Genomic DNA, 22,769 nt, shown 5'->3' with positions numbered 1-22,769 from the left:
GTGTCAGTCAGGTCATCCCCGGGGAGGCGAGTGTGTCGGGTATTGACGCCGGAGGCCGGGCGGAGTCGGCGCCGTCCGGGGTGGACACCTCGGTTCCGCACTCCGCCCGGATCTACGACTGGTGGCTCGGCGGGAAGGACAACTTCGCCGTCGACCGGGCCACCGGCGCGGCGATGCTGGAGGCCATCCCGACGCTCCGGATGATGGCCGCGGAGAACCGCCGCTTCGTCCACCGGATGGCCCGCTACCTGGTCACCCAGGCCGGAGTCCGGCAGTTCCTGGACGTCGGCACCGGCATCCCCACCCGGCCGAACCTGCACGAGGTGGCCCAGGCGGTCGCCCCGGAGACCCGGGTGGTGTACGTCGACAACGACCCGATCGTGCTGGCGCACGCCCGGGCCCTGATGATCAGCCACCCCGAGGGGCGCAGCGAGTACATCCACGCCGATCTGCGGCATCCGGAACGGATCCTGGCCGAGGTGGCCCGGGGCGGCACGCTCGACCTGGACCGGCCGGTGGCGTTGACCCTGATCGCGATCCTCATGCTGCTCGGTGACGCCGACGACCCGGTGGGCCGGATCCGGGTGCTGACCGACGCGCTGCCCTCCGGCAGCTACCTGGCGATCACCCATCCGACGCCGGACTTCAACCCGGAGGCGGTCGCCTCGGCGGTGGCCGCCGCGACCGGCAACGGGATGACGTTGGTGCCGCGCACCAGGGCCGAGGTGGCGCGCTTCTTCGAGGGGTGGGACCTGGTCGAGCCGGGGATCGTGCCGGTGCCGGCCTGGCGGCCCGAGGGTGACCCGCCGGCCGACCCGGAGGCGGTCTACTACTGGTCCGGGGTGGCCCGCAAACGCTGACGGCCGGGTCCCGGTCGGGAGGGGGCGGCGCGCCCGGGATGGGATCCCGGTCACACCGCAACAACTAAGTTGCAGGCTCTGCAACTTTGCTCGTACCGTCATGCCGTGACCACCGAGGGGCGTCGGGACCGCCGCAAACGGCAGACCCGGGCGACACTGAGCCTGACCGCGTTACGGATGGTCGCCGAGCGAGGGCTCGACCACGTCACCGTGGACGAGATCAGCGAGGCGGCCGGCGTCTCGCCCCGTACCTTCTTCAACTACTTCCCCAGCAAGGACGAGGCGATCATCGGCGACCAACTGGTCGACGGCGGTCGGATCGTGACGCGGCTGGCCGCCGTACCCCCGCAGGTTCCGCCGCTCGCGGCGCTGCGCACCGCGCTGGCCGAGGTGCTCGACGAGATGCAGGCCCACCATGACCTGTGGGTCCTCCGGATGCGGGTGGTCGAGTGCCACCCGACCCTGCTGCCCCGCCTGGTCAGCGGCGGCGCCCAGAACGAACGGGCCATCGCCGCCGCCCTCGCCACCCGGCTCGGCCTGCCCCCCGACCACGACCACCCGGCGCTCGTCTCCGCCGTCGCCGGTGCGGCGCTGCGCGTCAGCATGGGCCAGTGGGTCCGCAGCGGCGGCACCCGCGCCCTCACCGACCTGGTCGACGAGGCGTTCGCCGCGCTCGCCGCCGGCCTGCCACCACCACCCGCCGGTACGTGACACCGGCACCGCCCCCGGCGTTGTCCGACCCGGGGACCTTTCTTCCGCAATCTGACTGGGGGAACTCATGAAGGCTTCCGCGCCGCCCGCCGGCGTGTCCGACGTCGTCGCCGGGCGGATGTCCCGCCGCGAGGTGCTCCAGGCCCTCTCCGGCCTGATGGTCGGCCTGTTCGTGTCGATCCTGGCCTCCACGGTCGTGGGTAACGCGCTGCCGCGCATCATCGCCGACCTCAACGGCAGCCAGACCGTCTACACCTGGATCGTCACCACCGAACTGCTGGCCATGACGGCGACCGTGCCGCTGTGGGGCAAGATGGCCGACCTGTACAGCCGCAAGCTGCTGATCCAGCTCTCCCTCGGCCTGTTCGTGGTCGGTTCGCTGATCGCCGGGCTCACCCCGAACGTCGAGGTGCTGCTGGTCAGCCGGGTCGTACAGGGCATCGGGGCCGGCGGGATGACCGCCCTGGCCACCATCGTCATGGCGGCGATGATCCCGCCCCGCGAGATGGGCCGGTACGCGGGCATCTTCGGCGCGGTCTTCGGTGTCGGCACCGTCGCCGGCCCGCTCATCGGCGGCGTCCTGGTCGACACCTCCTGGCTGGGCTGGCGCTGGTGCTTCCTGATCGGCGTGCCGTTCAGCCTGCTGTCGATCGTGCTGCTCCAGCGGACCCTGCACCTGCCGGTGGTCCGCCGCCAGGTCCGCATCGACTGGGCCGGTGCCGCCCTGATCACCACCGGCGTCTCCACGGTGCTGGTCTGGTCCTCGCTGGCCGGCAACAAGTTCGCCTGGGCGTCCGGCTGGACCGCCCTGATGGTGCTGGGCGGCCTGGCGCTGCTCGGCGCGGCCGTGTACGTGGAGTCGCGGGCGGCCGAGCCGATCATCCCGCTGGACCTGTTCCGCAACCGGACGGTGTCGCTCGCCACCATCGCCAGCGTCCTGGTCGGTGTGGCGATGTTCGGCGGCTCGGTCTTCCTGTCGCAGTACTTCCAGATCGCGCTGGGCAAGTCGCCCACCGTGGCCGGCCTGATGAGCCTCCCGATGATCTTCGGGTTGCTGATCTCGTCGACCGTCGCCGGTCAGCTCATCACCAAGTACGGCCGGTGGAAGATGTACCTGGTCGGCGGGGCCGGCACGATGACCGTCGGGATGGCGCTGCTGGGCACCATCGACGCCCACACCAACATCATCCTGCTGTCGGTGTACATGGCGGTGCTCGGCGTCGGCGTCGGCATGCTCATGCAGAACCTGGTCCTCGCCGCGCAGAACGACGTACCCGCCCACGAACTCGGGGCGGCCACCTCCGCGCTGACCTTCTTCCGCAGTATGGGCGGCGCGATCGGGGTGAGTGCCCTCGGTGCGGTCCTGGCGAACCGGATCACCTCCCTGATGACCGAGAAGTTCGGCCCGGCGGCCGCCGGGGGCGGCGGCTCCACCGAGGTACCCGACATCACCACCCTGCCCGAACCGGTCCGGTCGATCGTGGCCGACATCTACGGCACCGCCACCGCCGACCTGTTCCTGGTGGGCGCGCCGATCGCGTTCCTCGCCCTGATCGCCGTGCTGTTCATCAAGGAGAAGCCGCTGCACACCATCAGCGGCGACGAGCGTCGGGCCCGCGAGGAGGCCGCCGGTATCGGCGCGGCACACTGAGCCGTCGGGCGGGGGCGGTTGCCGTCCCCGCCCGGCACCGGCTCACCGAACGGCTCCGGCCGGGTTCACCGCGACGGCCCGGACCGTCGACCGCTCCCGCGTACCGGCCGGGCCGGTCGACCGCCCGGGGCCAGGGTGGCCCGGTCGGCGGCGGCGGTGCCGGAGGTCCAGCCCTCGGCGTCCCGGATGGTCAGCCGCCCCCGGGTCACCCCGGGAAACAGCGTCTCCACCCGCTGCCGGACCGCGTCGGAGCGGGTGGCGAGCACCGGGAGCAACCGGTCGCCGCCCTCGGCGCGGGCCGCCTCCCGGCTGGTCCGCTCGGTGGCCGCCCGCAGCCGCTCACCGATGCGCAGGGCGAACGCGTTGAGGAACGACTCGTCGTACTCGCGGGTACGCCGGCTGCTCGCCCGGCGGCGTTCGGCCCGGCCGCGCAGCATCGCCGAGGTGGCCTGCACCAGCAGCGACGTGTAGAGCACCTCGACGGCTTCCAGGTCGGCCGGGAAACCCAGCACGGTGGTGAACCCCAGATCGTCGGACCAGACCGACTCGCACCGGTTCGCCGCCGCGACCTCCTGCACCAGCAGCGCCTTCGCCCCCGCGTACGGGGCGTCGGTGCCGAGCCGAACACCGCCCGGCTGGTCGGCCGGGCCGGCGGCCAGCAGGGCCTGGTCGATGCTGTGCCGGGCCATCAGCTCCTGCGCCTTGCCGGTCAGCGCCTCCGCCTCGGCCGGGTACGACGTCGACTCCGCCTTCGCCAGCAACGCCCGGACCCGGTCCAGCATCCGTGACCCGCTCGGGCCGGCGGGGGCCGGGGCGGCGGCTCCCGGCGGTGGCCGCAGCACCGCTACCGGCGGCAACGACTCCAGGACCGCCAGCACCTCGACCACCTCACGCAGCGCGGTCACCCGGTCCAGGCGTTCCCGGGCCGCCCAGCCGGCCAGGTGACCGGCGTCGTCGTCCCACCAGACCGCGGCGTCCAGGCCGCGCAGCTGCTCGTCCCACCAGGCCGGCACGTTGCCGTGGTCGCGCCGGTCGGCGGCGAGCACGTCGGCCAGCAGCCGGCCCGGCCGCACGCCGGCCCGCCGGGTGACGATCCGGGCCACGTCGACCGGCTGCCAGCCGCGCGGCCAGAGCCGGCCGACCGCGCGGACCAGCCGCCCGAACAGCGCCGCGTCCACCGCCGCCGGATCGTCGACCACCAGCCGGTCGAGCTGCCGTTCCGCCTGCCGCACGTCGCTGCCACGGGCCGCCGCGAGCGCGGCACCGACCAGCGCGTCGACGTCCGACACCGCAAGCTCCCTCCGGCTGGCAATTACCTGGCACCACGCTACTGCCGGTGCTCGGTGGCCTCCCCGGACGGGTCGGCCCGCCCGAGGCGGTCGCGGGCGGCCACCGCCGCCGGACAGTCCGGCACCCGGCAGACCCGGCACCGCCCGTCCGGGGCCGTCCGGTGGGTGCGCAGCACCCGGCGGGCAGCCAGGGTCAGCCGGTTACGGAGCTGCGCGGGGGACAGGAACGGCCCGGTCACCGGGTCAGACCGAGCGCCGTCGCCACCCGACGCCCCACGGGCAGCTCACCCGAGACCACGCCGCCACCGTCGGTCCGGCACCGCCCGGGTGGTTTCCTCCACCGGTATGCGTTCCGTCTCGGCCAGCTCCAGCAGCCGCTGTTTCGCGGCCTCGTGTTCTGCCGCCTCGATCTGCTCACCCCGGCTTCGCCGTACGGCGTCGTGCTGTTCACCCATCTCTTACCTCTGTCGCCGGGGGCGCGCCAGCCGATCCGTGACGGATCGACACCCCACGCCCAGCCCCGAGGAAGGCATTCCACCTTCCGCTCGAACGGACGGTAGGGCCTTTGGGTGATGAAGTGATTGCCTGCGGCTATGTGGCCAGGTTGATGCTCATCCGGCCGGCCAGTGCGCGCAGCTCGTCGGGAACGGCGCGGCGCTTGGCGCGGCGCACCATCGCGACGATCGCGTCCCGGGCGAGTGGGTTGAGCGCGAACGGTGCCGGTGCCGCCCGTTCAGCCTGGACGAAGGCGGCCAACGCCTCGGCGTCCCGTTGTCCGCTGTCCGCCAGCGCGCGGCCGAGGTCGAGCCAGTACGACTGATGGCGAATCGACGCGACGAGAGCCCGAGGTCGGACGGTCCGGGACACCTCGATCACCCGCCCGGAGTCGCCCAGCTCGGCGGCGATCGACATCTCCCACAGCTTTACGTTGGTCGGCCCGAATCCGCATCCGTTGAAGCCGGCACCGTCCTGGGGGTCGCCGAGCGTGGCCGCCTCGCGGGCTGCTTCGGCGAGGTGGTCGCGGCCGAGGTCGGGTCGACCGCTCACGGTCGAGGTCAGCGCCGCCGACAGATGGAGCTGACCGAGCATCTGCCGGACCCGTTCGTCCCCGGCGTCGGCCTGGAGCGCCGCCACCGACCGGTCGGCGGCCCGCGCCGCGAGCGAGGCGGACTCGATCGGGAGGCTCTGGGTGTACGCGAAACGGGACGCTCCGAGCCAGGCCGCATCCTCGGCGTCCTCGGCGGCGGCGACCGCGATCCGGGCGGCGTTGAGCGCCAGGTGCCGGTACCCGAGATGCCGTAGGCAGGTCGACGCCTGGTACGCCACCCGGGCGAGCGTGGTACCGCCGACGGCGGCTGCCTCGACCAGCAGCCCGGGAAGCAGCCGGGCCATCGCCGGGTAGTGGGAGTCCGTCCGTAGCTGATCGCTACGGGTGATGCCGGCGGCCAGGTCGGCGGGTGCACGCGTCGACGGCCGGCGTTCGCCGTCTTCGATCTCGATGAGAGCGGACCAGATCGCCGGGACCGCTTCGGCGGCGTTGTCGCGGGCCGGGTCGCCGGGCTCCGCGCCCTGGCCGAGCAGGTCGGCCACGGTGACCTGGAGGGCGGCGGCGATGGCGACCAGTGTGGAGCGGCGGTCGATGGTCTTGCGGCCGGACTCGACCTGCGAGACGTAGGACTGGCTGACTCCAGCCAGCCCGGCCAGGACCGCCTGGGTCATTCCGTTGCGGCGCAGACGCCAGTACCGGATCCGGGCACCGATCGTGTCGGCCTTCTTCGGCATACCTCGCTCACCTCCGGTTCGGACGGTACACCCGCGACTACGCTCCGACGTCACTGTGCTCTGGTGGCGCTGCCGGGGACAGGTGGTGGTGCGATGTGACTCCTCAACGGTTGGTGCCGACGGAGTCCGTTGCGCTGTCGAAGAGGCGGGTGATCCTCGGTGCCAGGGCGTCGACCTGCCTGGCCACATCGAGAATGTCCGCGTGATACCGCAGTGCCTCCGGGTTGATCCCCATGGTGCTGCGACGGCTTGTCGGGAGCAGCTTCAGCGCCTGCTTCACGTCGTTCAAGGTGTTCGCGATCTCCTTCTGGGAGATCGACCGCAGTTCGACCCGGTCTGCCAGGCGGGCCAGGGAGCGGCCTGCCAGGTCCAGCCGGGTCGACTGGCGGTCCGCGACGCCGCTTCCGCCGAGTACTCGCCGGGCCATCCCGCTGAGTTGACGGAACTGCTGGGCCACGAGCCGGACTTCCCTGACGACCATGGTGACCCGATCCGCGTGGTCGCCCGCGCGTCCACTCCCGTCCCGGCGTGAGGTGGGGACGCTACGGGCAGCATGAGCCCGGTGGGCGACCGTGGGCGTCGGACCGTCGGACGGGCTGGATTCGAGCAGGTCGGCGAGGCCGGCTTCGGTGTCGAGTTCGTGGGCCATCGCACCGGCCAGTTCGGCGTACCGGGCCGGGAGCAGCAGGTCACGTAGCCCGGCCTCGACGTCGATCAGGGGCGTGACCTGCTGTTCCAGCCTACGGAACGTGGTGTCGACCGCCGGCATGTCCTGGTGCATGTTTCCTCCCCCGCCGGTCATGGCCGGCCCGACTCCTCGCGCCACACGGCGGCCAGCGTCCGTCGCGCCTTCCGTAGGCTGCTGCGGACCGCCTCCGGGGTCATCCGTAACTGCTCGGCTATCTCGGCTGGCTGGTAGCCCTCCAACGTCCAGGCCATCACCTGCCGTTGCCGGCCGGGCAGGTGGCCGAGCAGGCGAAGCTCCTCCTGCCGGGCCTCCCAGGCGGCGATCTCGGAGGCGGGGGCGCGCAGCAGCGGGTTCCGGTCGGTCAGGTCGTCGGCGGGCACCTCCGGCAGTCCGGCCACCCGCCGGGCGTACTCCCGGGAGGCGACCCGCCGGGTCCACGGGCCGGGACGGTGGATGGTGACCCACTGTTCCAGGGCGCGTCGCATGGTCTCCTGGGCGACGTCGGCCGCGTCGGCCACCGATGCGCCCTGCCACACCAGGAACGCGACCAGCTTCCCCACCTCGTCCCGGTAGAAGGCGCTGAACGCCGCGACCGTCTCCGCTGGCAGGGCGTCCCGCCGCTGCCCGACCGGGGGTGCCGACCGGTCGTCGGTGTCCCGGGCTGATGCGCTGGTGCGCTCAACCACGACGGTTCACCTCCTGCCCGGCCGGGACGGTCAGCGTCCAACCGGACCCGTCGGCCCGCCGGTCACGTACCTGACCTCCGGCGGGCAGCGCCGCCGCCAATGCCACCAGGGTCTCGCCGTGGGCCTGCTCCTGGCGTACCCGCCAGCGGAGCCGGATCCACAGTGCCGTCACCGTGCCGGCCTTGGCGAGCACCGCCAGGCCGATCCACCCCCAGGCCGTCACGTCCACTGCTGCACTCCGCTCGTTCAGGGATCGTCGCGTGTCGTCCTACTGAAGAGGCGAACGGAGTCACCTCCGTGAACTCCGGAGTCGACATTCCTTCGGCAGCTTCCCGGCTGCCCCTGCCATCGGCTTCGGTCGGCGGGCAGCACGGTGCCAGGATAGGGCGATGGAAGTCGATGTCCGATCGCTCGTCGGGCGTGCCTTCGGGCTGCTGGCGGTCGGGTTGCTGCTCCTCGCGGTGGTCCTCGCCGTTCCGGACCCGCCGGACGCCCCGGCGCGGGCCTGGCAGCCGCCCGACGGGTACCGGCTGACCAGCACGCTGACGCTGGCGGACGACCGCGAGTTGCGGCTGTGGACCGGCACGTCCGGGTGGTACGTCGAGCAGCGGCGGTCGGGCCGGACCGAGGCGGGGGTCGGCGCCGGGGGCGGCGGCGACCGGTACGACGCCACCGAGATCCTCGGCGGCCTGGTGGTCCGGGTGCCGGCGGTCGGTGCCCGGTCGATCCTGGTCCGGTCGACGGGCGGAACCGTACGCGGGTTGGTCGACGCAGGGACGTCCCTGGTGCCCGTCCCGCCACCCGGGGTGGACAGCGTCGTGGTGCTTCCGCTCGACGCGGCCGGTACCCCGCTCATTCCGGAGGTCACCGTGGCTGTCGCCGGGCGGGAGTGAACCGTCGTACCTGCGAGCTTTGCTGGCGCGTCAAAGGGCCAGGGCGGTTCACGACCGGTAGGGGCGAGGGCTGGAGCATGCCGGTGGCAAAGTGACGATCTCTGACAGCCGGGCGACCCAGGTCGACACGAGCAGCCAGTTGAGGACGACCGTCACAGCGGCAGCGGCCCATGCCAGCCAGGACGGCCAACCGGACGCCAGCGTCAGTGTGCCGGGTGGGGTGAGGTGCCATGGGATCGTAGCGCCGGCAAGAAGTATCGCCCCGCTTACCTCGAGCCCCATCGACGGATCCTTGAAGCTTCTCTGGTAGACGCGTCTGCCCTTGTCTGGTTGTGCCGGGCGGAGGCCCAGCGTGAACACACCCGTCTGGCTGCTCACCCGACGAAACAGGCCGTTTCGCTTCTCTGGCTCCGACTCCCGGTCGCGATACTCGCGGATGCTCCGCAGCAGCGAGGCGGCGTAAACGTAGTGTGCACATGTCAGCAGAACGAAGGGAGTAAAAGCCCAGGTGACGGGGACGGTCAGCTGAGCCACCGCCACATTTCCGCCGGCCTGGCGGAAGGCCCGCTCGGCGATGACCGCGAGGGCGAGCAGGAAACCGAACAGCATGAGCCGGGTGATGACCCCGATCAGGCCGACGATCTCATCCGCCAGATAGTCCGGGGTGCGGATGGCAGCGTCCTGGTCATCGCTCGGGTCCAACGTCAGCTACCAGATCCGAGGCCAGGGACGGAGCTGGCAGGTCCGTGGGGCGCCGACGACATGCCACTGGGCAGGATGCGGTCGGAGGCCGACGTCGAGACTGCGGCCTCGCCGGACACCAGCCCTTCCTCGCGGTCTTCGGTGGAGTTGTCAGGGTCGCTGGGCCTGCCGACGAGCGCGGCGAGATCCGCCCGTTGCTCGGGGTGGGCCCGCAGATGCTCGGTCAGCGCATCCCGCAGCCGGTCCGGATCGAGGCTCAGTGCTTGGCGGCCGTCCCCGGGAAGTCCGTCGAGCCAGTTCCGTAGCTCGTCCCGGTGCTGTGCCGTCGACACGACGTCGTTGACCGTGGCGTCGATCAACGGGTCCCCTGTGCTCATGGCGTCCTCCTCCTGGCAGTCGGCACACCACCTCATGGTGCCGGGGCGAGCCGGAGGCGGGGCCGGCTTCACGGGAACCTCGGTGGGCTGTCGTTCGCGCATCTGCGAGCCTTGTGTGACTGAAAGTGCGTCGTCCGCCATGGGAAACGGGTCTTAACGGTGGCTGTTGCGAGCGTTAGAGTGGCCCGGTGACGAGCTTCCGGATCGGGGAGGCGGCCGGGCTGCTCGGCGTGAGCGCCGACACCGTGCGCCGCTGGGTGGACGGCGGTCGGCTGCCCGCCGCGCGCGACGAGCACGGCCACCGGGTGATCGACGGCGTCGTGCTGGCGGCGTTCGTGCGCGCCCAGGCCGCCGAGCCGGACGAGCGCGCCGAGTTCTCCTCGGCCCGTAACCGGCTGCGCGGCATCGTCACCGCGGTCACCACGGACACGGTGATGGCGCAGGTCGACATCCAGGCCGGCCCGTTCCGGATCGTGTCGTTGATGAGCCGGGAGGCGGTCGACGAGCTGGACCTGCGGGTCGGCTCGGTGGCGGTGGCCGTGATCAAGTCGACCACGGTGGTGGTGGAGCGCGCCTCGACCGCGCGGGGGAGGGCGGGCTCGTGAGGATGCGCGGAATGCTGGCCGGGCTGGTGGCGGTGACGCTGCTGGCCGGGTGCGGCGGTGGTCCGGCCGACGACGCCGACGACACGGTGACCGTGTTCGCGGCGGCATCGCTGACCGACGTCTTCACCACGCTGGCCGAGGAGTTCGAACGGGACCGTCCCGGCACGACGGTACGGCTGACCTTCGCCGGCAGTTCGGCGCTGGCGAACCAGATCGTCCAGGGCGCGCCGGCCGACGTGTTCGCCTCGGCCGCGCCGGCCCCGATGCGTACCGTCACCGACGCCGGCCACGGCGACGGCGAGCCGGTCGTCTTCGCTCGCAACCAGCTCGTCATCGCCGTGCCGAAGGGCAACCCGGCCGGCGTGGCCGGTCTGGCCGATCTGGTGAAACCCGGGGTGAAGGTGGCGCTCTGCGCCGAGCAGGTGCCCTGCGGGGCGGCGGCCCGCACCGCGCTCGACGCCGCCGGCGTGCCGCTCACCCCGGTCACCCTGGAGCAGGACGTCCGGGGCGCGCTGTCCAAGGTGACGCTGGGCGAGGTGGACGCCGCACTGGTGTACCGCACCGACGTGGGCAGTACCGACACCGTGCAGGGGGTCGAGTTCCCCGAGTCGGCCGGCGCGGTCAACGACTATCCGGTGGTCGTGCTCGCCGACGCGCCGAACCCGTCGGGTGCCCGCGCGTTCGTCGAGCACGTCCGGTCCGCGCGGGGACGGGCGGCGCTCACCGCCGCCGGCTTCCAGGTCCCGTAGGTGCGGGCACCCGGCCGGCGGGTTCCGGTCGCGCTGCTGGTACCGGCCGTGCTGGGCCTGCTCTTCCTGGTGTCACCGCTGGTCGGGCTGCTGGTCCGGACTCCCTGGACGGAGTTGCCGCAGCGGCTCGCCGAGCCGGCGGTGCTCACCGCGCTGCGGTTGTCGCTGGTGTCGGCGACCCTGGCGACCGGGCTCTGCCTGCTGCTCGGGGTGCCGCTGGCCTGGGTGTTGGCCCGGGTGGAGTTCCCCGGCCGGCGGGTGCTCCGCGCCCTGGTCACCGTGCCGCTGGTGCTGCCGCCGGTGGTGGGCGGGGTGGCGCTGCTGCTGGTCTTCGGCCGGCGTGGACTGCTCGGCGGCTGGCTGGACGCCACCTTCGGGATCACGTTGCCGTTCACCACCGCCGGGGTGGTGCTGGCCGAGGCGTTCGTGGCGATGCCGTTCCTGGTCATCGCCGTGGAGGGGGCGCTGCGGGGCGCGGACCGCCGCTACGAGGAGGCCGCCGCCACCCTGGGCGCCGGTCGCTGGACCACCTTCACGCACGTCACGCTGCCGCTGGTCGCGCCCGGGGTGACCGCCGGCGCGGTGCTCTGCTGGGCGCGGGCGCTCGGCGAGTTCGGCGCGACGATCACCTTCGCCGGCAACTATCCGGGCACCACCCAGACCATGCCGCTCGCCGTCTACCTGGCCCTGGAGACCGACCTGGAGGCCGCCATCGTGCTCAGTGTCGTCCTGCTCGCCGTCTCGGTCACCATCCTCGCCGCGCTGCGCGACCGCTGGATCACCAGCTCATGACCGACCCGTCCCAGCCGGATTCCGGCGCGTCCCCGTCCGTGACCGGACAGTCCCAATCGGCGACCGGCCCGTCCCCGTCGGGCCCCCGGCCGGCGACCGGACCGTCGTTGGACGCGCACCTGGTCGTCGACCGGGGAACCTTCCGGCTCGACGTGCGGCTACGGGTCGCCGCCGGGGAGGTGGTCGCGCTGCTCGGCCCGAACGGCGCGGGCAAGACCACCGCGCTGCGTACGCTGGCCGGGTTGCAGGCCCTCACCGACGGGCACGTCACCCTGGACGGGCGGGACGTCGACCGGCCCGCCGGGCGGGTGTGGACACCGCCGGAGCGCCGCCGCATCGGCGTGGTCTTCCAGGACTATCTGCTCTTCCCGCACCTGAGCGCGGTGGACAACGTGGCGTTCGGGCTGCGGCGGCAGGGCCTGGACCGGCGGGCCGCCCGCGCCTCGGCCCGGGACTGGCTGGCCCGGGTCGGGCTGGCCGGGTACGCCGACCGCCGTCCCCGGCAGCTCTCCGGCGGGCAGGCGCAACGGGTCGCGTTGGCCCGCGCGCTGGCGGTACGGCCGGTGGCGCTGCTGCTCGACGAGCCGCTCGCCGCGTTGGACGCGCGGACCCGGCTGGACACCCGGGCCGAACTCCAGCGTCACCTGGCCGCGCACCCGGGCCCGACGCTGCTGGTCACCCATGATCCGCTGGACGCGTTGGTGCTGGCCGACCGGCTGGTCATCGTGGAGGGTGGGCAGGTGGTGCAGGAGGGGGACGCGGTGACGGTGACCGCCCGCCCCCGCACCGACTACGTCGCCCGGCTGGTCGGGCTCAACCTGCACCGGGGGCAGGCCAGCGGGCATCAGGTACGGATCGGCGACGCGTTCACCCTGACCACCGTCGACCGGGTGGCCGGGGACGCCTTCGTCGCGTTCCCGCCGGCCGCGGTGGCGCTGCACCCGAGCCGGCCGGAGGGCAGCCCCCGCAACACCTGGCCGGCCACCGTCGTCGGCATCCAGCGCCACGGCGACAACCTGCGGGTACGGCTCGACGGTCCGCTGCCGGTGGCTGCCGACGTCACCCCGGCTGCCGCCGCGCAGCTGCGGCTCAGCCCCGGCCAGCCGGTCTGGGCCGCGGTCAAGGCCGCCGAGACCCGGGCCTACCCGGCCGGACCCGGCTGACAGCGGCCGTCCGGCAACCCGGCACGCCGAACCGGTCGCCCCGGCCGGGGGTGCGGTCAGCCGGTGAGCCGTGACTTCTGCACCTTGCCGAGCGGGGTACGGGGCAGCCCGTCCACCAGGTGCACCTGACGGGGCCGTTTGTGCACGGCGAGCTGCCGGGCCACGAAGTCGATCAGCTCCGCGCCGGTCACCCCGTCGGCGACCACGTACGCGGTGACCTGCTGGCCGAGGTCCGGATGCGGGGTGCCGACCACGGCGGCCTCCGTGACGCCGGGATGGGCGAGCAGGGCGTCCTCGACCTCGCCGGCGCCGATCCGGTACCCGCCGCTCTTGATCAGGTCGGTGGAGGCCCGCCCGACGATCCGGTGCCAGCCGTCCGGGTCGACGGTGGCCACGTCGCCGGTGCGGAACCAGCCGTCGGCCGTCCGGCTGGCCGCGTCGGCGTCCGGTCGGTTGAGGTATCCCTGGAACAGGCCGGGCCCGCTGACCAGCAGCTCGCCGAGGGAGGATCCGTCGGCCGGCACGTCCGCGCCGGTCTCGTCGACCAGCCGGGTCCGTACGTCACGCAGCGGGTGCCCGACGGTGCCGGGGCGGCGGGGGCCGTCGGCGCGGGTGCTGACGGTGATCAGGGTTTCGGTCATGCCGTACCGCTCGACGATCCGGTGCGAGGTCAGCGCGTGCAGCTGGTCGAAGACCGCCGCCGGCAGACCGGCGCTGCCGGAGACGAGCAGCCGGGCCCCGCGCAGCGCCCGCGCGGCGGCCGGGTTCGCGCCGACCCGCTGCCAGACCGTCGGTACGCCGAAGTAGAGGGAGCCGCCCGCGCCCGCGTACCGGACCGGGTCGGGGCGTTGCACGTGGTGCAGCCGGCCGCCGAGCCGGAGCGGGCCGAGCACGCCGAGCACCAGCCCGTGCACGTGGAACAGCGGCAGGCCGTGTACCAGCAGGTCGTCCGGGGTCCAGGCCCAGGCGTCGGCGAGCGCGTCGAGGCAGGCCGCGACCGCGCTCCGCCCGATGACCGCGCCCTTGGGCGCGCCGGTGGTACCGCTGGTGTAGAGCACCAGGGCCGGGCGGTCGTCGTCCGGTTCCGGGTACGTGGTGTCGGAGCGGTCGGCCAGGTCGACCGGGACGACCGGCGGCCCGTCCGGGTCGACCGGCGTGCCGGCCGGCGCGAGCAGGGCGGGTACGCCGGAGTCGCGGTAGATGTGCGCGCGTTCCCGGGGCCCCGAGTCGGGGGGTACGGGCACCACGGCCACTCCGGCCAGCAGCCCGCCCACCACCGCGACCACGGTCTCCAGGCTGGCGGTGGCCTCCACCGCGACCCGGGGCGCGCCGGCCAGCCGGTCGGCGACGGCGGTGGCGCACCGCAGCAGCGTTTCGCCGGACATGGTGCGGTCACCCACCCGGACCAGGTCCGGATGCGCGTCCGGCGACCGGGTCAGCCCCGACAGCAGCGACACGTGTACGCCTCCCGTCCCGTCGCGGATCTCCGCGCCCGAACGTGTCACACCGGGACGGCCTGCGCCACCCCTGATTCTCGCGGCACACTCGAGCATTTCGTCAACCTTGAGTTGACGGAAGCGGGTCGTCAACCTATGGTTGACGCATGACGGATCCCGGCAAGACGCCCAACCCCATCCGCCTCGACGACCTGATCGAGGCGATCAAGAAAGTGCACAGCGACGCCCTCGACCAGCTCTCCAGCGCCGTGGTCGCGGCCGACCACCTCGGGGACCTCGCCGACCACCTGATCGGCCACTTCGTCGACCAGGCCCGGCGCTCCGGCGCGTCGTGGACCGAGATCGGCCGGAGCATGGGGGTCAGCAAACAGGCCGCGCAGAAGCGCTTCGTCCCGAAGGGAGGCGAGAGCACGCTGGACCCGAGCGAGGGGTTCAACCGGTTCACCCCGCGGGCCCGCAACGTGGTGATGGCCGCGCACAACGAGGCCAGCGCCGCCGGCAACCCGCAGATCGGTCCGGAGCACCTGGTGCTCGGCCTGCTCGCCGAGCCGGACGCGGTGGCCGCTCAGGCGATCGTCGCGCAGGGCGTCACCCTGGACGCCGTCCGGCAGACGGTGGCCGCGACGCTGCCGCCGGCGGTGCCGGACGTGCCCAGTCTCATCCCGTACAACGCCGAGGCGAAGAAGGCGCTGGAGCTGACCTTCCGGGAGGCGCTCCGGCTGGGGCACAACTACATCGGCACCGAGCACATCCTGCTCGCCCTGCTCGAACAGGAGGGCGGTTCCGGGGTGCTCACCGGTCTCGGCGTCGACAAGGAGGCCACCGAGTCGCACGTCGCCGAGGTGGTCGCCGCCGCCGTGCGGGCCCGGGGCGGTAGCTGAACCGGCCTGCGGCGCAACCGCTCGCATCCCTGCCGACCGTGCCGGTCTCCCGCCCCGGAGGCCGGCACCCGACCGTCCCGGCCGCGAGGTCGCCGGTTCGACACAGTGGACGGTGCTGCCTCCCGGGCGAACCGTCCGCGCTGTCCGATGTGAGCCGTCCGACATCGGGCTGACCTGCGGCGACGGCAACCTGTCGGGGTGGGCGAAACCGGATTCCATCGCCCGGCCGGCCGGCCCGGCCGGCGGGGAAGTCTCCGGTCGGCTATCCGTCACCGGCAACCTTGCCGAGTGCGACCGGCCGATCACGAAGTTAGGATGTGCCGACGTTCCCGCCGGAAGGGCCATCCCCGTTGCACCGTTCCGCAACCACCCGCACGTCGACCCCGTCGCCGGGGAGCGTGGCCCTGCCCGGCCGGGCGGTGCCGCTCCGGCTCGTCCGCTGGGTCGGGTTCCTCGTGGCCGTGGCCGGTGCGGTGCTGCTGAGCAGCGTGCTTCTCGGCGGTGAGCCGGCCCACGCCGACGCCGGCGAGCGGAGTCGGGGCCTGGCACGGGTCACCGGCCTGGTCGATCGGGTGGACGTCCGGGGCCAGGGCGATCCGGACCCGACCGCGCCCGGCGACCGGTCGACGCCGTTTCCGTCCGAGCCCCGGCCTGCCGCCAGCGAGCCCCGGCGTGCCGACCGGTCGGCCGCCTCGCGTCGCCCGCCGGCCGACTGGGCCAGGGGCGCGGAGCGTCCGGCGGAAGCCGGACCGGTGCGTATCCCGGGCCGGTCCGACGCGGCCCGACCGGCCCGACCTCGTCCGGACGGCCTGGTGCCGAAGGTGGTGGCGGGGCTCGACCGGGTCCTCCCGTCCCGCCCGGATCCGGACGGCGTGCCGGCCCCCGGGAACCCGCAGCTCCCCGCCGATCCGCCGGCTCCGGCCGAGCCGCCGGCCCCAGTCGGCCCGCCGGCCCCCGCTGATCCGAAGCCCCCCGCCGAGCCGTCGGTTCCGGCCGAGCCGTCGGCCCCGGTCGGCCCGCCGGCTGCGCCGGACGACGGCGCTCCCCGGCCGGTCGAGCCCATCGGGCCCGGCGTGCCGACGCCGACTCAGCCTCCCGCGTCGCCCACCGTGCCCCGGGCACCGACCGTGCCTCTCCTGCCCGATCTCCGGCCGGACAGCGGCCTCCTGCCCGATCTCCGGCCGGACAGCGGCCTCCTGCCCGATCTCCGGCCGGACAGCGGCTGGCCGGTCCCGCCGGTGGAACTGCCGCTGACCCGTCCGGGCCTGGTCGATGCCCTGCCACCTGCGGGCCCACCCGGTCCCGGCGGGCTGCCGCCCCTGCTGCCGGGTCTCGTCGACGTGATCGTGGACGGCGTGCTGCGGCCTGTTCTCGGGGTGCTGCCCCCGCTCGTCGACGCCGTGCTCGCGCCGATCCTCGGGCTGCCCGGGGACGTGCTCTCCCCGGCGCCGCCCACCGGGTCGCCGGTGCCGCCTCAGGTCACGCCGCCACCGGTGGTCACGCCACTGCCGGTGGAGCAGGGCCCGCTGGTGCCCGTGGCGCCGGTGGTCGGCCCGGTGGCCGTGCCGGTGACCGGGTCGCCGCCGCTGAGCACGATGGCTGTCGCCGTTCCACGGCACCCGACGTCGGCCGCGGTGTCGACGTCGACTGCCGGGTCGCTGTGTCCGGCGGTGCCGTCCACCGCGCCCACGGGTCGCTCCGCGCCGATCTCGACCGACGGTCCCGGCCCTCGTCCGGTCGGCCCGACCGGTCCGGCCGAGGACCGGGCCACCGCCGACAGTGGTGCCCGTCCCGGGCAGGCCCTGCCACCGGAGACGGACGGGACGTCGTCGCCCGGCCAAGCCGCCGCCACGGAAGCGTCCCTCGTTCCCGTGCGGGGCCGATCTCCTGCGGTGACCGTCCGCCCCGGCTGAGTACGCCCACCCCGTCGACCGGCCCCGGTTCGTCATCGAGCCGTCCCGGGCGGGCGACGGGCCACCCGGGCCCCGACCGTCCGTTCGGACGCGCCGTGGCCCTCGAGGGCCGTACCCCTTCGCGTGCGCCCCGGCCCCGCCCTCCGTAGCCCGGAGTCGGTGCGGTGGCCGATGCGACGCGTACCCGAGATCGGAGAGTACGTGGTGATCCGCGTTGTTGTGGTTGAGGAGATGGGTCTGCTGCGTGGCGCGCTGTGCGCCGTGTTGGCGGTCGAGGAGGACATGGAGGTCATCGCCGATGTCGCGGACGTCGGTGAGTTGCCGGCGGTGGTGCGTCGCCACCAGCCGGACGTGGTGGTGCTGGATCTGGCCCCGAAGTCGCCCGGCGTGCTCGACGTGATCGAGGAGATCGCCGTCCACGCGCCCATGGCGGCCGTCCTGGCGATGAGCTACCGGTGGAGCCCGTCGGTGCTGGAGGCGGCGCTCGCGGCCGGGGCGCGGGGCTTCATCGGCAAGGACGGTCCCCTGGAGGACCTGATCCGGATGGTCCGTTCGCTGGCCGCCGGAGAACGGGTGATCGACCCGGTGGCGGCCGTGGCCGTGCTGCGTCCACCGACCTGCCCGCTCACCCCACGCGAACTGGAGGTGCTGCGGGCGGCGTCCGAGGGGCTGCCGCTGAAGGAGATCGCGCGGCGGCTCTTCCTCGCCCACGGGACGGTGCGGAACCACCTGTCGGCGATCCTGCGCAAGACCGGAGCCCGTAACCGGGTGGAGGCCATTCGCCACGCCCAACGCGACGGGTGGTTGTAGACCTGGTGCCGGACCGGCGTCCGGGGTGGACGTGCCGGGGATGGTCGGCCTGCGTGGACCATCCCCCGGTGGGTGTTTCCCGAGCTGTTCGGGTGGTTGGTACGAGGGGTGGCAAGCGTCCCTGATGTCCGATCGGTCGTACCCTCGGTCATCTGAATGGACGATGGTTCCAACCGATCGGATGACCCTGTAGTGTCCGATCGGGAGGGATGGCGATCCTGCCGGGGGGCGTGCTGGTTTCGAATCCACTGTGGATGGACGGTGCACCCTGCCTGCGGCGCGTTACATGCGCGTAATTCTGTGTTAACTCGACCTTTCCGGTTGGCCTTCATTCGGGAGGACATACGTGATTCGCACCCTGCTCGCCCTCGACGGCACCCTGATCCGCGGCGCACTGGCCATGGTGCTGGCCGCGGAGCACGACATCAGCGTGGTCGCCGAGGTGGACCGTGGTGACGAGGTCCAGCAGATGCTCTGGGCGCGACTGCCTGACGTGGCCGTGGTCGACCTCGACCTGATCGCCGGGCACGGACCCGGCGCCGTCGGCCCCTGTCCGATGCTGCTGCTCGTCGACCGGCCTCGGGTCCGCGGGCTGCACGACATGCTCACCGGTCGGCGGACGGTCGGTGTCCTCGCCAACGACGTGTCGCCGCACCGGGTGGTGGACAGCGTCCGCCGTCTCGCCCGGGGCGAGACGGTGGTCGACGTCGAACTGGTGCTCGCCGCGTTCAACGCGAACAGCCCGTTGACCGGCCGGGAGACCGAGATCCTGGAACTGACCGCCGCCGGGGCGACGGTCGCCGAGGTGGCCGGCTCGCTCGGGCTCTCCCCGGGCACCGTCCGCAACCACCTGGGCCGGATCAGCCGCAAGACCGGCGCCCGGACCCGGGTCGAGGCGGTGCGGGTCGCCCGGGACGCCGGCTGGATCTGACCGCTCAGGAGCTGGCCGGGACCGGGGGTGGCACCTCATCCCAGTACCCGACCAGCTCCCGGTAGGTCGCGGACCTGCTCAGCAGGCCCCGGTGGTCACCGAGAAGGGGGCGTTCCCCGTCGATCACGAGCACCCGGTCGGCCCGTACCGCGGAGGTGATCCGGTGCGCCACGACGATCAGGGTGCCGGGCCGGCGGGCGAACGCCTCCTCGACCACCGCCTCGGCGCGCGGGTCCAGGTGACAGGTCGCCTCGTCCAGGATCACCAGCGGGGCGGTGGCCAACCAGGCCCGTACCGCGGCGATCACCTGCCGCTCCCCGGCGGAGAGGACCGCCGGCTCCACCGGTGCGGCGAGCCCACCCAGCCGGTCGGCCAGCGGCCGGGCGCCCAGCAGGTCCAGGGCCGCGTCCAGGGTTGCGTCGTCCGCGTCCGGGCGCAGGTAACGCAGGTTGTCGGCGAGGGAAGCGGTGAACACGTACGCCTCCTGGGGCACCAGCACTCGGAGCCGCGCCAACTCGTCGGCCGACCGGCTGCCCACCGGCGTGTCGGCGATCTCCACGGTGCCCGCCTCCGGGCGGGCCAGCCCGGCGACCAGCGCGGCCAGGGTGGACTTGCCGGCTCCACTCGGGCCGACCACCGCGAGGTGCTCGCCGGGGGCCAGGGTCAGCGAGAAGTCCGCCACCACCGGCCGGGCCTGCGGCCCGTACCGGAAGGTCAGGTCCCGGACCCGGACCGCCGCCGCGGGCCCGCCCGGCGCGACCAGCCGGTCCCGAGCTGGCGCTGGGATGGTCGGCCGGGCCGGGGTTGGTGGTGGGGCGGTCGGGTGGTCCCGGTCGCGGGGCGGCGGGGCGGTCGACGACGGGCTGGTGCGCAGGATCCGCTCCAGGGTCACCACGTAGCGCAGCCCGCCGCCGCCGACCCCCTGCACCAGGGCGCGCAGCGCCGGTTGCAGCCCGGTCGAGACGTAGATCAACGCCCCGAGCACCGCGCCGGTGCTCACCCCCCGGTCCACCAGCCACCCCGTCGCGAGCAGCAGCACCGCCAACGGCGCCCAGCCGCCCAGGCCGAGACTGAGGCTGCGCAGCGCGGTCAACCGGGCCACCGTCCGTTCGGCGGCGGCCTGCGCCGCGACCCGGGCGTCCACCTCGGCGACCACCCGGTCCCGGGCCCGGCAGGCGAGCACGTCGCGGTGTCCGGCCAGCGCGGTGGCCGCCGACTCGCCGAGCGTCTCACCGGCCCGCACGTACCGGCGCTGGTGGGTCACCATCGCCGGCAGTCCGGCGACGAAGACCAGCAGACCGACCAGCAGCGGCCCGGCGACCAGGGCGGCCACCACCGGGGCCAGGGCGAGCAGGCCGACCAGCGCCGAGACGGCCGCGAAGAGGAAGCCGCGGACCACCATCAGCAGGCCACCGAAGGTGTCCCGGACCACCTCCACCTGCTGGGTGAGGCGGGCCACCGCGGCGCGCTGCGTCCGCCCCCCACCCCTGGTCGCCGCGTGCAGCGCGCCGGACACCACCCGGGTGGCGAGTTCGTCGCGGAACGGTTCGACCACCGCGCCGAGCGCCCGGTACACCCGGCCGGTGGCCGCCGCGCCGACCAGCACGGTACCCGCGAGCAGGCCGAGCCAGGCCAGCCCCGGCACGAACCGGCCGGCCAGGAAACCCTGGTCGACCGCGCGGGCGACCAGGTACCCGGAGAGCAGCGCCGGCAGCGACTCGGCGACCGACCAACCGGCCAACCGGACCAGCGCCGAGCGTCGGGCGCGCAGCGCCCGCCAGGTCTCCCGCCGTACCCCGACCGGCGGCTCCCCGACCGCCTGCCCGTCGACTGGTGGCTCCTCGACAGGTGGGCCGTCGGCCGGCGGCCCGTCGACGGTGGGGGAGCGGACCGGGGAGGAGCGGACCGGCCCGCTCACCGCGTCCCGTCCCCGGCCAGGAAGACCGCCCGGTAGGCCGGGTCCGCCCACAGCCGGCGGTGCGGTGCGAGCGCGCGCAGTCGTCCATCGTCGAGCCAGGCGACCAGGTCGGCCGTTGCCGCCGTCGCCGCCCGGTGGGTGACGACCAGCCGGGTACGTCCACCGCTGTGGCCGGTCACCGCCTGGGTGATCCGGTGCTCGGTGGCGGTGTCCAGGCTGGACGTGGCGTCGTCCAGCACCAGCAGCCGTTCGGCGACGAACGCCCGGGCCAGGCCCAGCCGCTGCGCCTCGCCACCGGAGAGCGGGGCCCGGTCCAGCGGGGTACGGAAGCCGTCGGGCAGCCGGGCCACGCAGTCGGCGACCGCCGCGGCCCGGGTCGCCGCGAGGACCGGCGCGGAGGCCGGGGCGTCGTCGGGTGGGCGGGCCACCTCCACGGGCAGGGCGAGGCCGACCGCCTCGTGCACGGTCGCGCCGACCAGCACCGGCCGTTCGAAGGCGTACCCGACCGCGCGGCGCAGCTCCGCCGGGGCGATCCGGTGCAGCGGCACCCCGTCCAGCAGCACCTCACCGTCATCCGGATCATGCAGCCGACCGGCCACCGCCGCCAGGGTGGACTTGCCCGACCCGGACGCCCCGACCACGGCCAGGGTGCCGCCTGCCGGCACGTCCAGGTCGATCCGGTCCAGGATGGTCCGGCCGTCGTCGGCGCGGACGCACACCCCGCGCAGGCTCACCGCGCCCCAGCCCCGGGGGAGCCGCCGGTCGCCGTCCGGGGTCACCGGCAGGTCCAGCAGGTCGGCGACCCGTTGCGCCCCGGCCCGGCTGCGGACCAGCCGGTTCAGGGCGGCCACCGCCGCGCCCAGGCCGGCGCCGAGGGCCGCGTACCGGACGGCGGCCACGAGTTCACCCGGGGTGAGCCAGCCGACGGTCAGGGCGTACCCGCCGACCGCGATCACGGCCAGGTTCAGCAGTGGGGCCACTGCGGCGGTCCGCGCGCCGGCCTGGGCCAGCAACACCCAGGTCCGTCGGCCGTGCCCGGCCAGTTCGGGCAGCGGGGCGAGTACCCGGTCGCGTTCCCGGTCGGCGGTGGCGGCGGCGGCGATGGTCCGGGCCCCGCTGAGCGACTCGACCAGCCGGCCGGCGATCCCGCCGAGGACCCGCTGGTACGCGGTGGTCGCGGCGGAGGCGTCCGTGACGAAGGCCCGCATCAGTACGGCGAGCAGAGCCAGTCCGGCGAGCAGGGTGACCCCGAGGACCGGTTCCAGGATGGTGAGCGCGACGACGCTGCCCAACGGTGGGAGCACCGCGATCAGGCCGAGGACCACGGCGTTGCCGGCCTGACCGGCGTCGGCGGCCTGGGCGACCAGCCGGGCGACCAGGTCACCGACGGTGTGCCGGCGGGTCTGCCGGACGTCCAGCCGGAACAGGTGGCGCAGCAGGTGGCCGCGGAGCCGGGCGGTGGCCCGGGCCGCGCCGTAGCCGGTCGCCAGGTCGGTGAGGGTGTCGGTGACGATCAGCAGCGCCACCAGGGCGCAGGCGGCCACCGGCCACCAGCGGGATCCGCTGCCGAGGGCGGCGTCGACGGCCAGCCCGAGGGCGGCGGGGAGGAGGAGTTCGGCGGTGGACCCGAGCAGCGCGACCCCGACCAGGGTGGCGGTCCACCCGCCGCCGAGCCGTACCGAGCGGCGCAGCAGCCGGTCCCCGCTGGGTCGCGTCCCCATTCGTCCTCCCGACACGCGTGCGCCCCGGGCGGGTACGTCTACCCGCCCGGGGCTCGCTTAGTGCCCTGCTCAGTTGCAGGTGGTGAGGGAGAGCGAGCTGTCGCCGCAGAGCAGCAGGCTCGCCCCGCTCGTGCCGCCGGTACGGTCGGCCGGAGCCATCTCGAGGCCCTGGAGGTCGAGGAGCGCCATG

General features: G+C 74.1%; 25 protein-coding genes. 12 read left to right on the top strand and 13 right to left on the bottom strand.

What is annotated here, in order from left to right:
* Positions 1-32: 32 nt before the first annotated feature.
* From PVK37_RS22700 to PVK37_RS22690, 3 genes are all read left to right on the top strand, one after another.
* Entirely contained in the window at positions 33-860 is an 828-nt protein-coding gene (locus PVK37_RS22700) for an SAM-dependent methyltransferase (protein ID WP_423790830.1), read from the top strand.
* A gap of 105 nt (positions 861-965) precedes the next feature.
* Positions 966-1,571 carry an acyl-CoA-like ligand-binding transcription factor gene (locus PVK37_RS22695; protein WP_275029693.1) on the top strand — a complete coding sequence of 202 codons (606 nt, stop codon included), beginning with the start codon at positions 966-968 and terminating at the stop codon, positions 1,569-1,571.
* 67 nt (positions 1,572-1,638) lie between these two features.
* On the top strand, positions 1,639-3,222 hold the full coding sequence (locus PVK37_RS22690; protein ID WP_275029691.1) for an MDR family MFS transporter: 1,584 nt from the start codon (positions 1,639-1,641) through the stop codon (positions 3,220-3,222).
* 65 nt (positions 3,223-3,287) lie between these two features.
* Here the strand turns inward: PVK37_RS22690 and PVK37_RS22685 are convergent, their stop codons facing one another.
* The 7 genes from PVK37_RS22685 to PVK37_RS22655 form a co-directional block, all read right to left on the bottom strand.
* Positions 3,288-4,511 carry a DUF2786 domain-containing protein gene (locus PVK37_RS22685; protein WP_275029690.1) on the bottom strand — a complete coding sequence of 408 codons (1,224 nt, stop codon included), beginning with the start codon at positions 4,509-4,511 and terminating at the stop codon, positions 3,288-3,290.
* A gap of 38 nt (positions 4,512-4,549) precedes the next feature.
* Positions 4,550-4,750: a hypothetical protein gene (locus tag PVK37_RS22680; RefSeq protein ID WP_275029688.1), complete on the bottom strand. Its 201-nt coding sequence runs from the start codon at positions 4,748-4,750 to the stop codon at positions 4,550-4,552.
* Positions 4,751-4,795: 45 nt separating this feature from the next.
* Positions 4,796-4,966 (bottom strand): hypothetical protein, encoded by a 171-nt coding sequence (locus PVK37_RS22675; protein WP_275029687.1) that lies wholly within the window; start codon positions 4,964-4,966, stop codon positions 4,796-4,798.
* Positions 4,967-5,102: 136 nt separating this feature from the next.
* A complete protein-coding gene (locus PVK37_RS22670; protein WP_275029686.1) occupies positions 5,103-6,293 on the bottom strand; it encodes a helix-turn-helix domain-containing protein in 1,191 nt (396 codons plus the stop codon).
* 103 nt (positions 6,294-6,396) lie between these two features.
* On the bottom strand, positions 6,397-7,074 hold the full coding sequence (locus PVK37_RS22665; RefSeq protein ID WP_275029684.1) for a hypothetical protein: 678 nt from the start codon (positions 7,072-7,074) through the stop codon (positions 6,397-6,399).
* A gap of 17 nt (positions 7,075-7,091) precedes the next feature.
* The gene (locus tag PVK37_RS22660; RefSeq protein WP_275029683.1) at positions 7,092-7,667 is read right to left on the bottom strand and encodes an RNA polymerase sigma factor; all 576 of its coding nucleotides are present in this window, start codon (positions 7,665-7,667) and stop codon (positions 7,092-7,094) included.
* Complete coding sequence (locus PVK37_RS22655) at positions 7,660-7,890, bottom strand: hypothetical protein (RefSeq protein WP_275029682.1); 231 nt, start codon at positions 7,888-7,890, stop codon at positions 7,660-7,662. The genes PVK37_RS22660 and PVK37_RS22655 overlap by 8 nt, the downstream gene beginning before the upstream one ends.
* A gap of 166 nt (positions 7,891-8,056) precedes the next feature.
* Between PVK37_RS22655 and PVK37_RS22650 the strand changes: the two genes are divergently transcribed.
* The gene (locus PVK37_RS22650) at positions 8,057-8,560 is read left to right on the top strand and encodes a hypothetical protein (protein WP_275029681.1); all 504 of its coding nucleotides are present in this window, start codon (positions 8,057-8,059) and stop codon (positions 8,558-8,560) included.
* A 48-nt stretch (positions 8,561-8,608) separates the two neighbouring features.
* Here PVK37_RS22650 and PVK37_RS22645 read toward each other — a convergent pair whose 3' ends face one another.
* Together PVK37_RS22645 and PVK37_RS22640 are read right to left on the bottom strand one after the other, a co-directional pair.
* Complete coding sequence (locus PVK37_RS22645; RefSeq protein WP_275029680.1) at positions 8,609-9,262, bottom strand: hypothetical protein; 654 nt, start codon at positions 9,260-9,262, stop codon at positions 8,609-8,611.
* Positions 9,263-9,264: 2 nt separating this feature from the next.
* The gene (locus PVK37_RS22640) at positions 9,265-9,639 is read right to left on the bottom strand and encodes a hypothetical protein (protein WP_275029679.1); all 375 of its coding nucleotides are present in this window, start codon (positions 9,637-9,639) and stop codon (positions 9,265-9,267) included.
* A gap of 188 nt (positions 9,640-9,827) precedes the next feature.
* On the opposite strand from PVK37_RS22640, the gene PVK37_RS22635 reads away from it, so the two are divergent.
* From PVK37_RS22635 to PVK37_RS22620, 4 genes are all read left to right on the top strand, one after another.
* Positions 9,828-10,244, top strand: a complete 417-nt coding sequence (locus tag PVK37_RS22635; RefSeq protein WP_275029678.1) for a TOBE domain-containing protein — start codon at positions 9,828-9,830, stop codon at positions 10,242-10,244.
* Positions 10,241-10,993, top strand: a complete 753-nt coding sequence (modA, locus tag PVK37_RS22630) for a molybdate ABC transporter substrate-binding protein (RefSeq protein ID WP_275029677.1) — start codon at positions 10,241-10,243, stop codon at positions 10,991-10,993. Before PVK37_RS22635 ends, modA begins: the two co-directional genes overlap by 4 nt.
* Positions 10,994-11,785 (top strand): ABC transporter permease, encoded by a 792-nt coding sequence (locus PVK37_RS22625; protein ID WP_275029675.1) that lies wholly within the window; start codon positions 10,994-10,996, stop codon positions 11,783-11,785. It begins immediately after the preceding gene.
* A gap of 107 nt (positions 11,786-11,892) precedes the next feature.
* On the top strand, positions 11,893-12,948 hold the full coding sequence (locus PVK37_RS22620; RefSeq protein ID WP_275029673.1) for an ABC transporter ATP-binding protein: 1,056 nt from the start codon (positions 11,893-11,895) through the stop codon (positions 12,946-12,948).
* Positions 12,949-13,004: 56 nt separating this feature from the next.
* Here PVK37_RS22620 and PVK37_RS22615 read toward each other — a convergent pair whose 3' ends face one another.
* A complete protein-coding gene (locus PVK37_RS22615; protein WP_275029672.1) occupies positions 13,005-14,405 on the bottom strand; it encodes an acyl-CoA synthetase in 1,401 nt (466 codons plus the stop codon).
* A gap of 146 nt (positions 14,406-14,551) precedes the next feature.
* Between PVK37_RS22615 and PVK37_RS22610 the strand changes: the two genes are divergently transcribed.
* The 4 genes from PVK37_RS22610 (at position 14,552) to PVK37_RS22595 (ending at position 18,940) form a co-directional block, all read left to right on the top strand.
* A complete protein-coding gene (locus tag PVK37_RS22610) occupies positions 14,552-15,286 on the top strand; it encodes a Clp protease N-terminal domain-containing protein (RefSeq protein ID WP_275029670.1) in 735 nt (244 codons plus the stop codon).
* Positions 15,287-15,636: 350 nt separating this feature from the next.
* Positions 15,637-17,199 carry a hypothetical protein gene (locus tag PVK37_RS22605; protein ID WP_275029668.1) on the top strand — a complete coding sequence of 521 codons (1,563 nt, stop codon included), beginning with the start codon at positions 15,637-15,639 and terminating at the stop codon, positions 17,197-17,199.
* A gap of 171 nt (positions 17,200-17,370) precedes the next feature.
* A complete protein-coding gene (locus PVK37_RS22600) occupies positions 17,371-18,009 on the top strand; it encodes a response regulator transcription factor (protein ID WP_275029666.1) in 639 nt (212 codons plus the stop codon).
* A 346-nt stretch (positions 18,010-18,355) separates the two neighbouring features.
* The gene (locus PVK37_RS22595; RefSeq protein WP_275029664.1) at positions 18,356-18,940 is read left to right on the top strand and encodes a response regulator transcription factor; all 585 of its coding nucleotides are present in this window, start codon (positions 18,356-18,358) and stop codon (positions 18,938-18,940) included.
* A gap of 4 nt (positions 18,941-18,944) precedes the next feature.
* On the opposite strand, the gene PVK37_RS22590 is transcribed toward PVK37_RS22595, so the two are convergent.
* The 3 genes from PVK37_RS22590 to PVK37_RS22580 all read right to left on the bottom strand — a co-directional run bounded on the left by PVK37_RS22590 (position 18,945) and on the right by PVK37_RS22580 (position 22,768).
* Entirely contained in the window at positions 18,945-20,858 is a 1,914-nt protein-coding gene (locus tag PVK37_RS22590; protein ID WP_275029663.1) for an ATP-binding cassette domain-containing protein, read from the bottom strand.
* Positions 20,855-22,579 (bottom strand): ATP-binding cassette domain-containing protein, encoded by a 1,725-nt coding sequence (locus PVK37_RS22585; protein ID WP_275029662.1) that lies wholly within the window; start codon positions 22,577-22,579, stop codon positions 20,855-20,857. Before PVK37_RS22585 ends, PVK37_RS22590 begins: the two co-directional genes overlap by 4 nt.
* Before the next feature lie 69 nt (positions 22,580-22,648).
* The gene (locus PVK37_RS22580; RefSeq protein WP_275029661.1) at positions 22,649-22,768 is read right to left on the bottom strand and encodes a SapB/AmfS family lanthipeptide; all 120 of its coding nucleotides are present in this window, start codon (positions 22,766-22,768) and stop codon (positions 22,649-22,651) included.
* Position 22,769: the final 1 nt, after the last annotated feature.

It is taken from the genome of Micromonospora cathayae, from assembly GCF_028993575.1.
GTDB classification, from domain to species: Bacteria; Actinomycetota; Actinomycetes; order Mycobacteriales; family Micromonosporaceae; genus Micromonospora; species Micromonospora cathayae.
The sequence above is the reverse complement of the archived record's forward strand: the minus strand, read 5'-3'. Positions and strand labels throughout refer to the sequence as shown.

Bases quoted from the DNA above. Each gene is read 5' to 3' on its own strand.
- PVK37_RS22650 (WP_275029681.1), top strand. From the start codon at position 8,057: ATGGAAGTCGATGTCCGATCGCTCGTCGGGCGTGCCTTCGGGCTGCTG.
- PVK37_RS22610 (WP_275029670.1), top strand. From the start codon at position 14,552: ATGACGGATCCCGGCAAGACGCCCAACCCCATCCGCCTCGACGACCTG.
- PVK37_RS22585 (WP_275029662.1), bottom strand. From the start codon at position 22,579: ATGGGGACGCGACCCAGCGGGGACCGGCTGCTGCGCCGCTCGGTACGG.
- PVK37_RS22580 (WP_275029661.1), bottom strand. From the start codon at position 22,768: ATGGCGCTCCTCGACCTCCAGGGCCTCGAGATGGCTCCGGCCGACCGT.
- PVK37_RS22600 (WP_275029666.1), top strand. From the start codon at position 17,371: ATGCGACGCGTACCCGAGATCGGAGAGTACGTGGTGATCCGCGTTGTT.
- PVK37_RS22670 (WP_275029686.1), bottom strand. From the start codon at position 6,293: ATGCCGAAGAAGGCCGACACGATCGGTGCCCGGATCCGGTACTGGCGT.
- PVK37_RS22665 (WP_275029684.1), bottom strand. From the start codon at position 7,074: ATGCACCAGGACATGCCGGCGGTCGACACCACGTTCCGTAGGCTGGAA.
- PVK37_RS22675 (WP_275029687.1), bottom strand. From the start codon at position 4,966: ATGGGTGAACAGCACGACGCCGTACGGCGAAGCCGGGGTGAGCAGATC.
- PVK37_RS22690 (WP_275029691.1), top strand. From the start codon at position 1,639: ATGAAGGCTTCCGCGCCGCCCGCCGGCGTGTCCGACGTCGTCGCCGGG.
- PVK37_RS22640 (WP_275029679.1), bottom strand. From the start codon at position 9,639: ATGAGCACAGGGGACCCGTTGATCGACGCCACGGTCAACGACGTCGTG.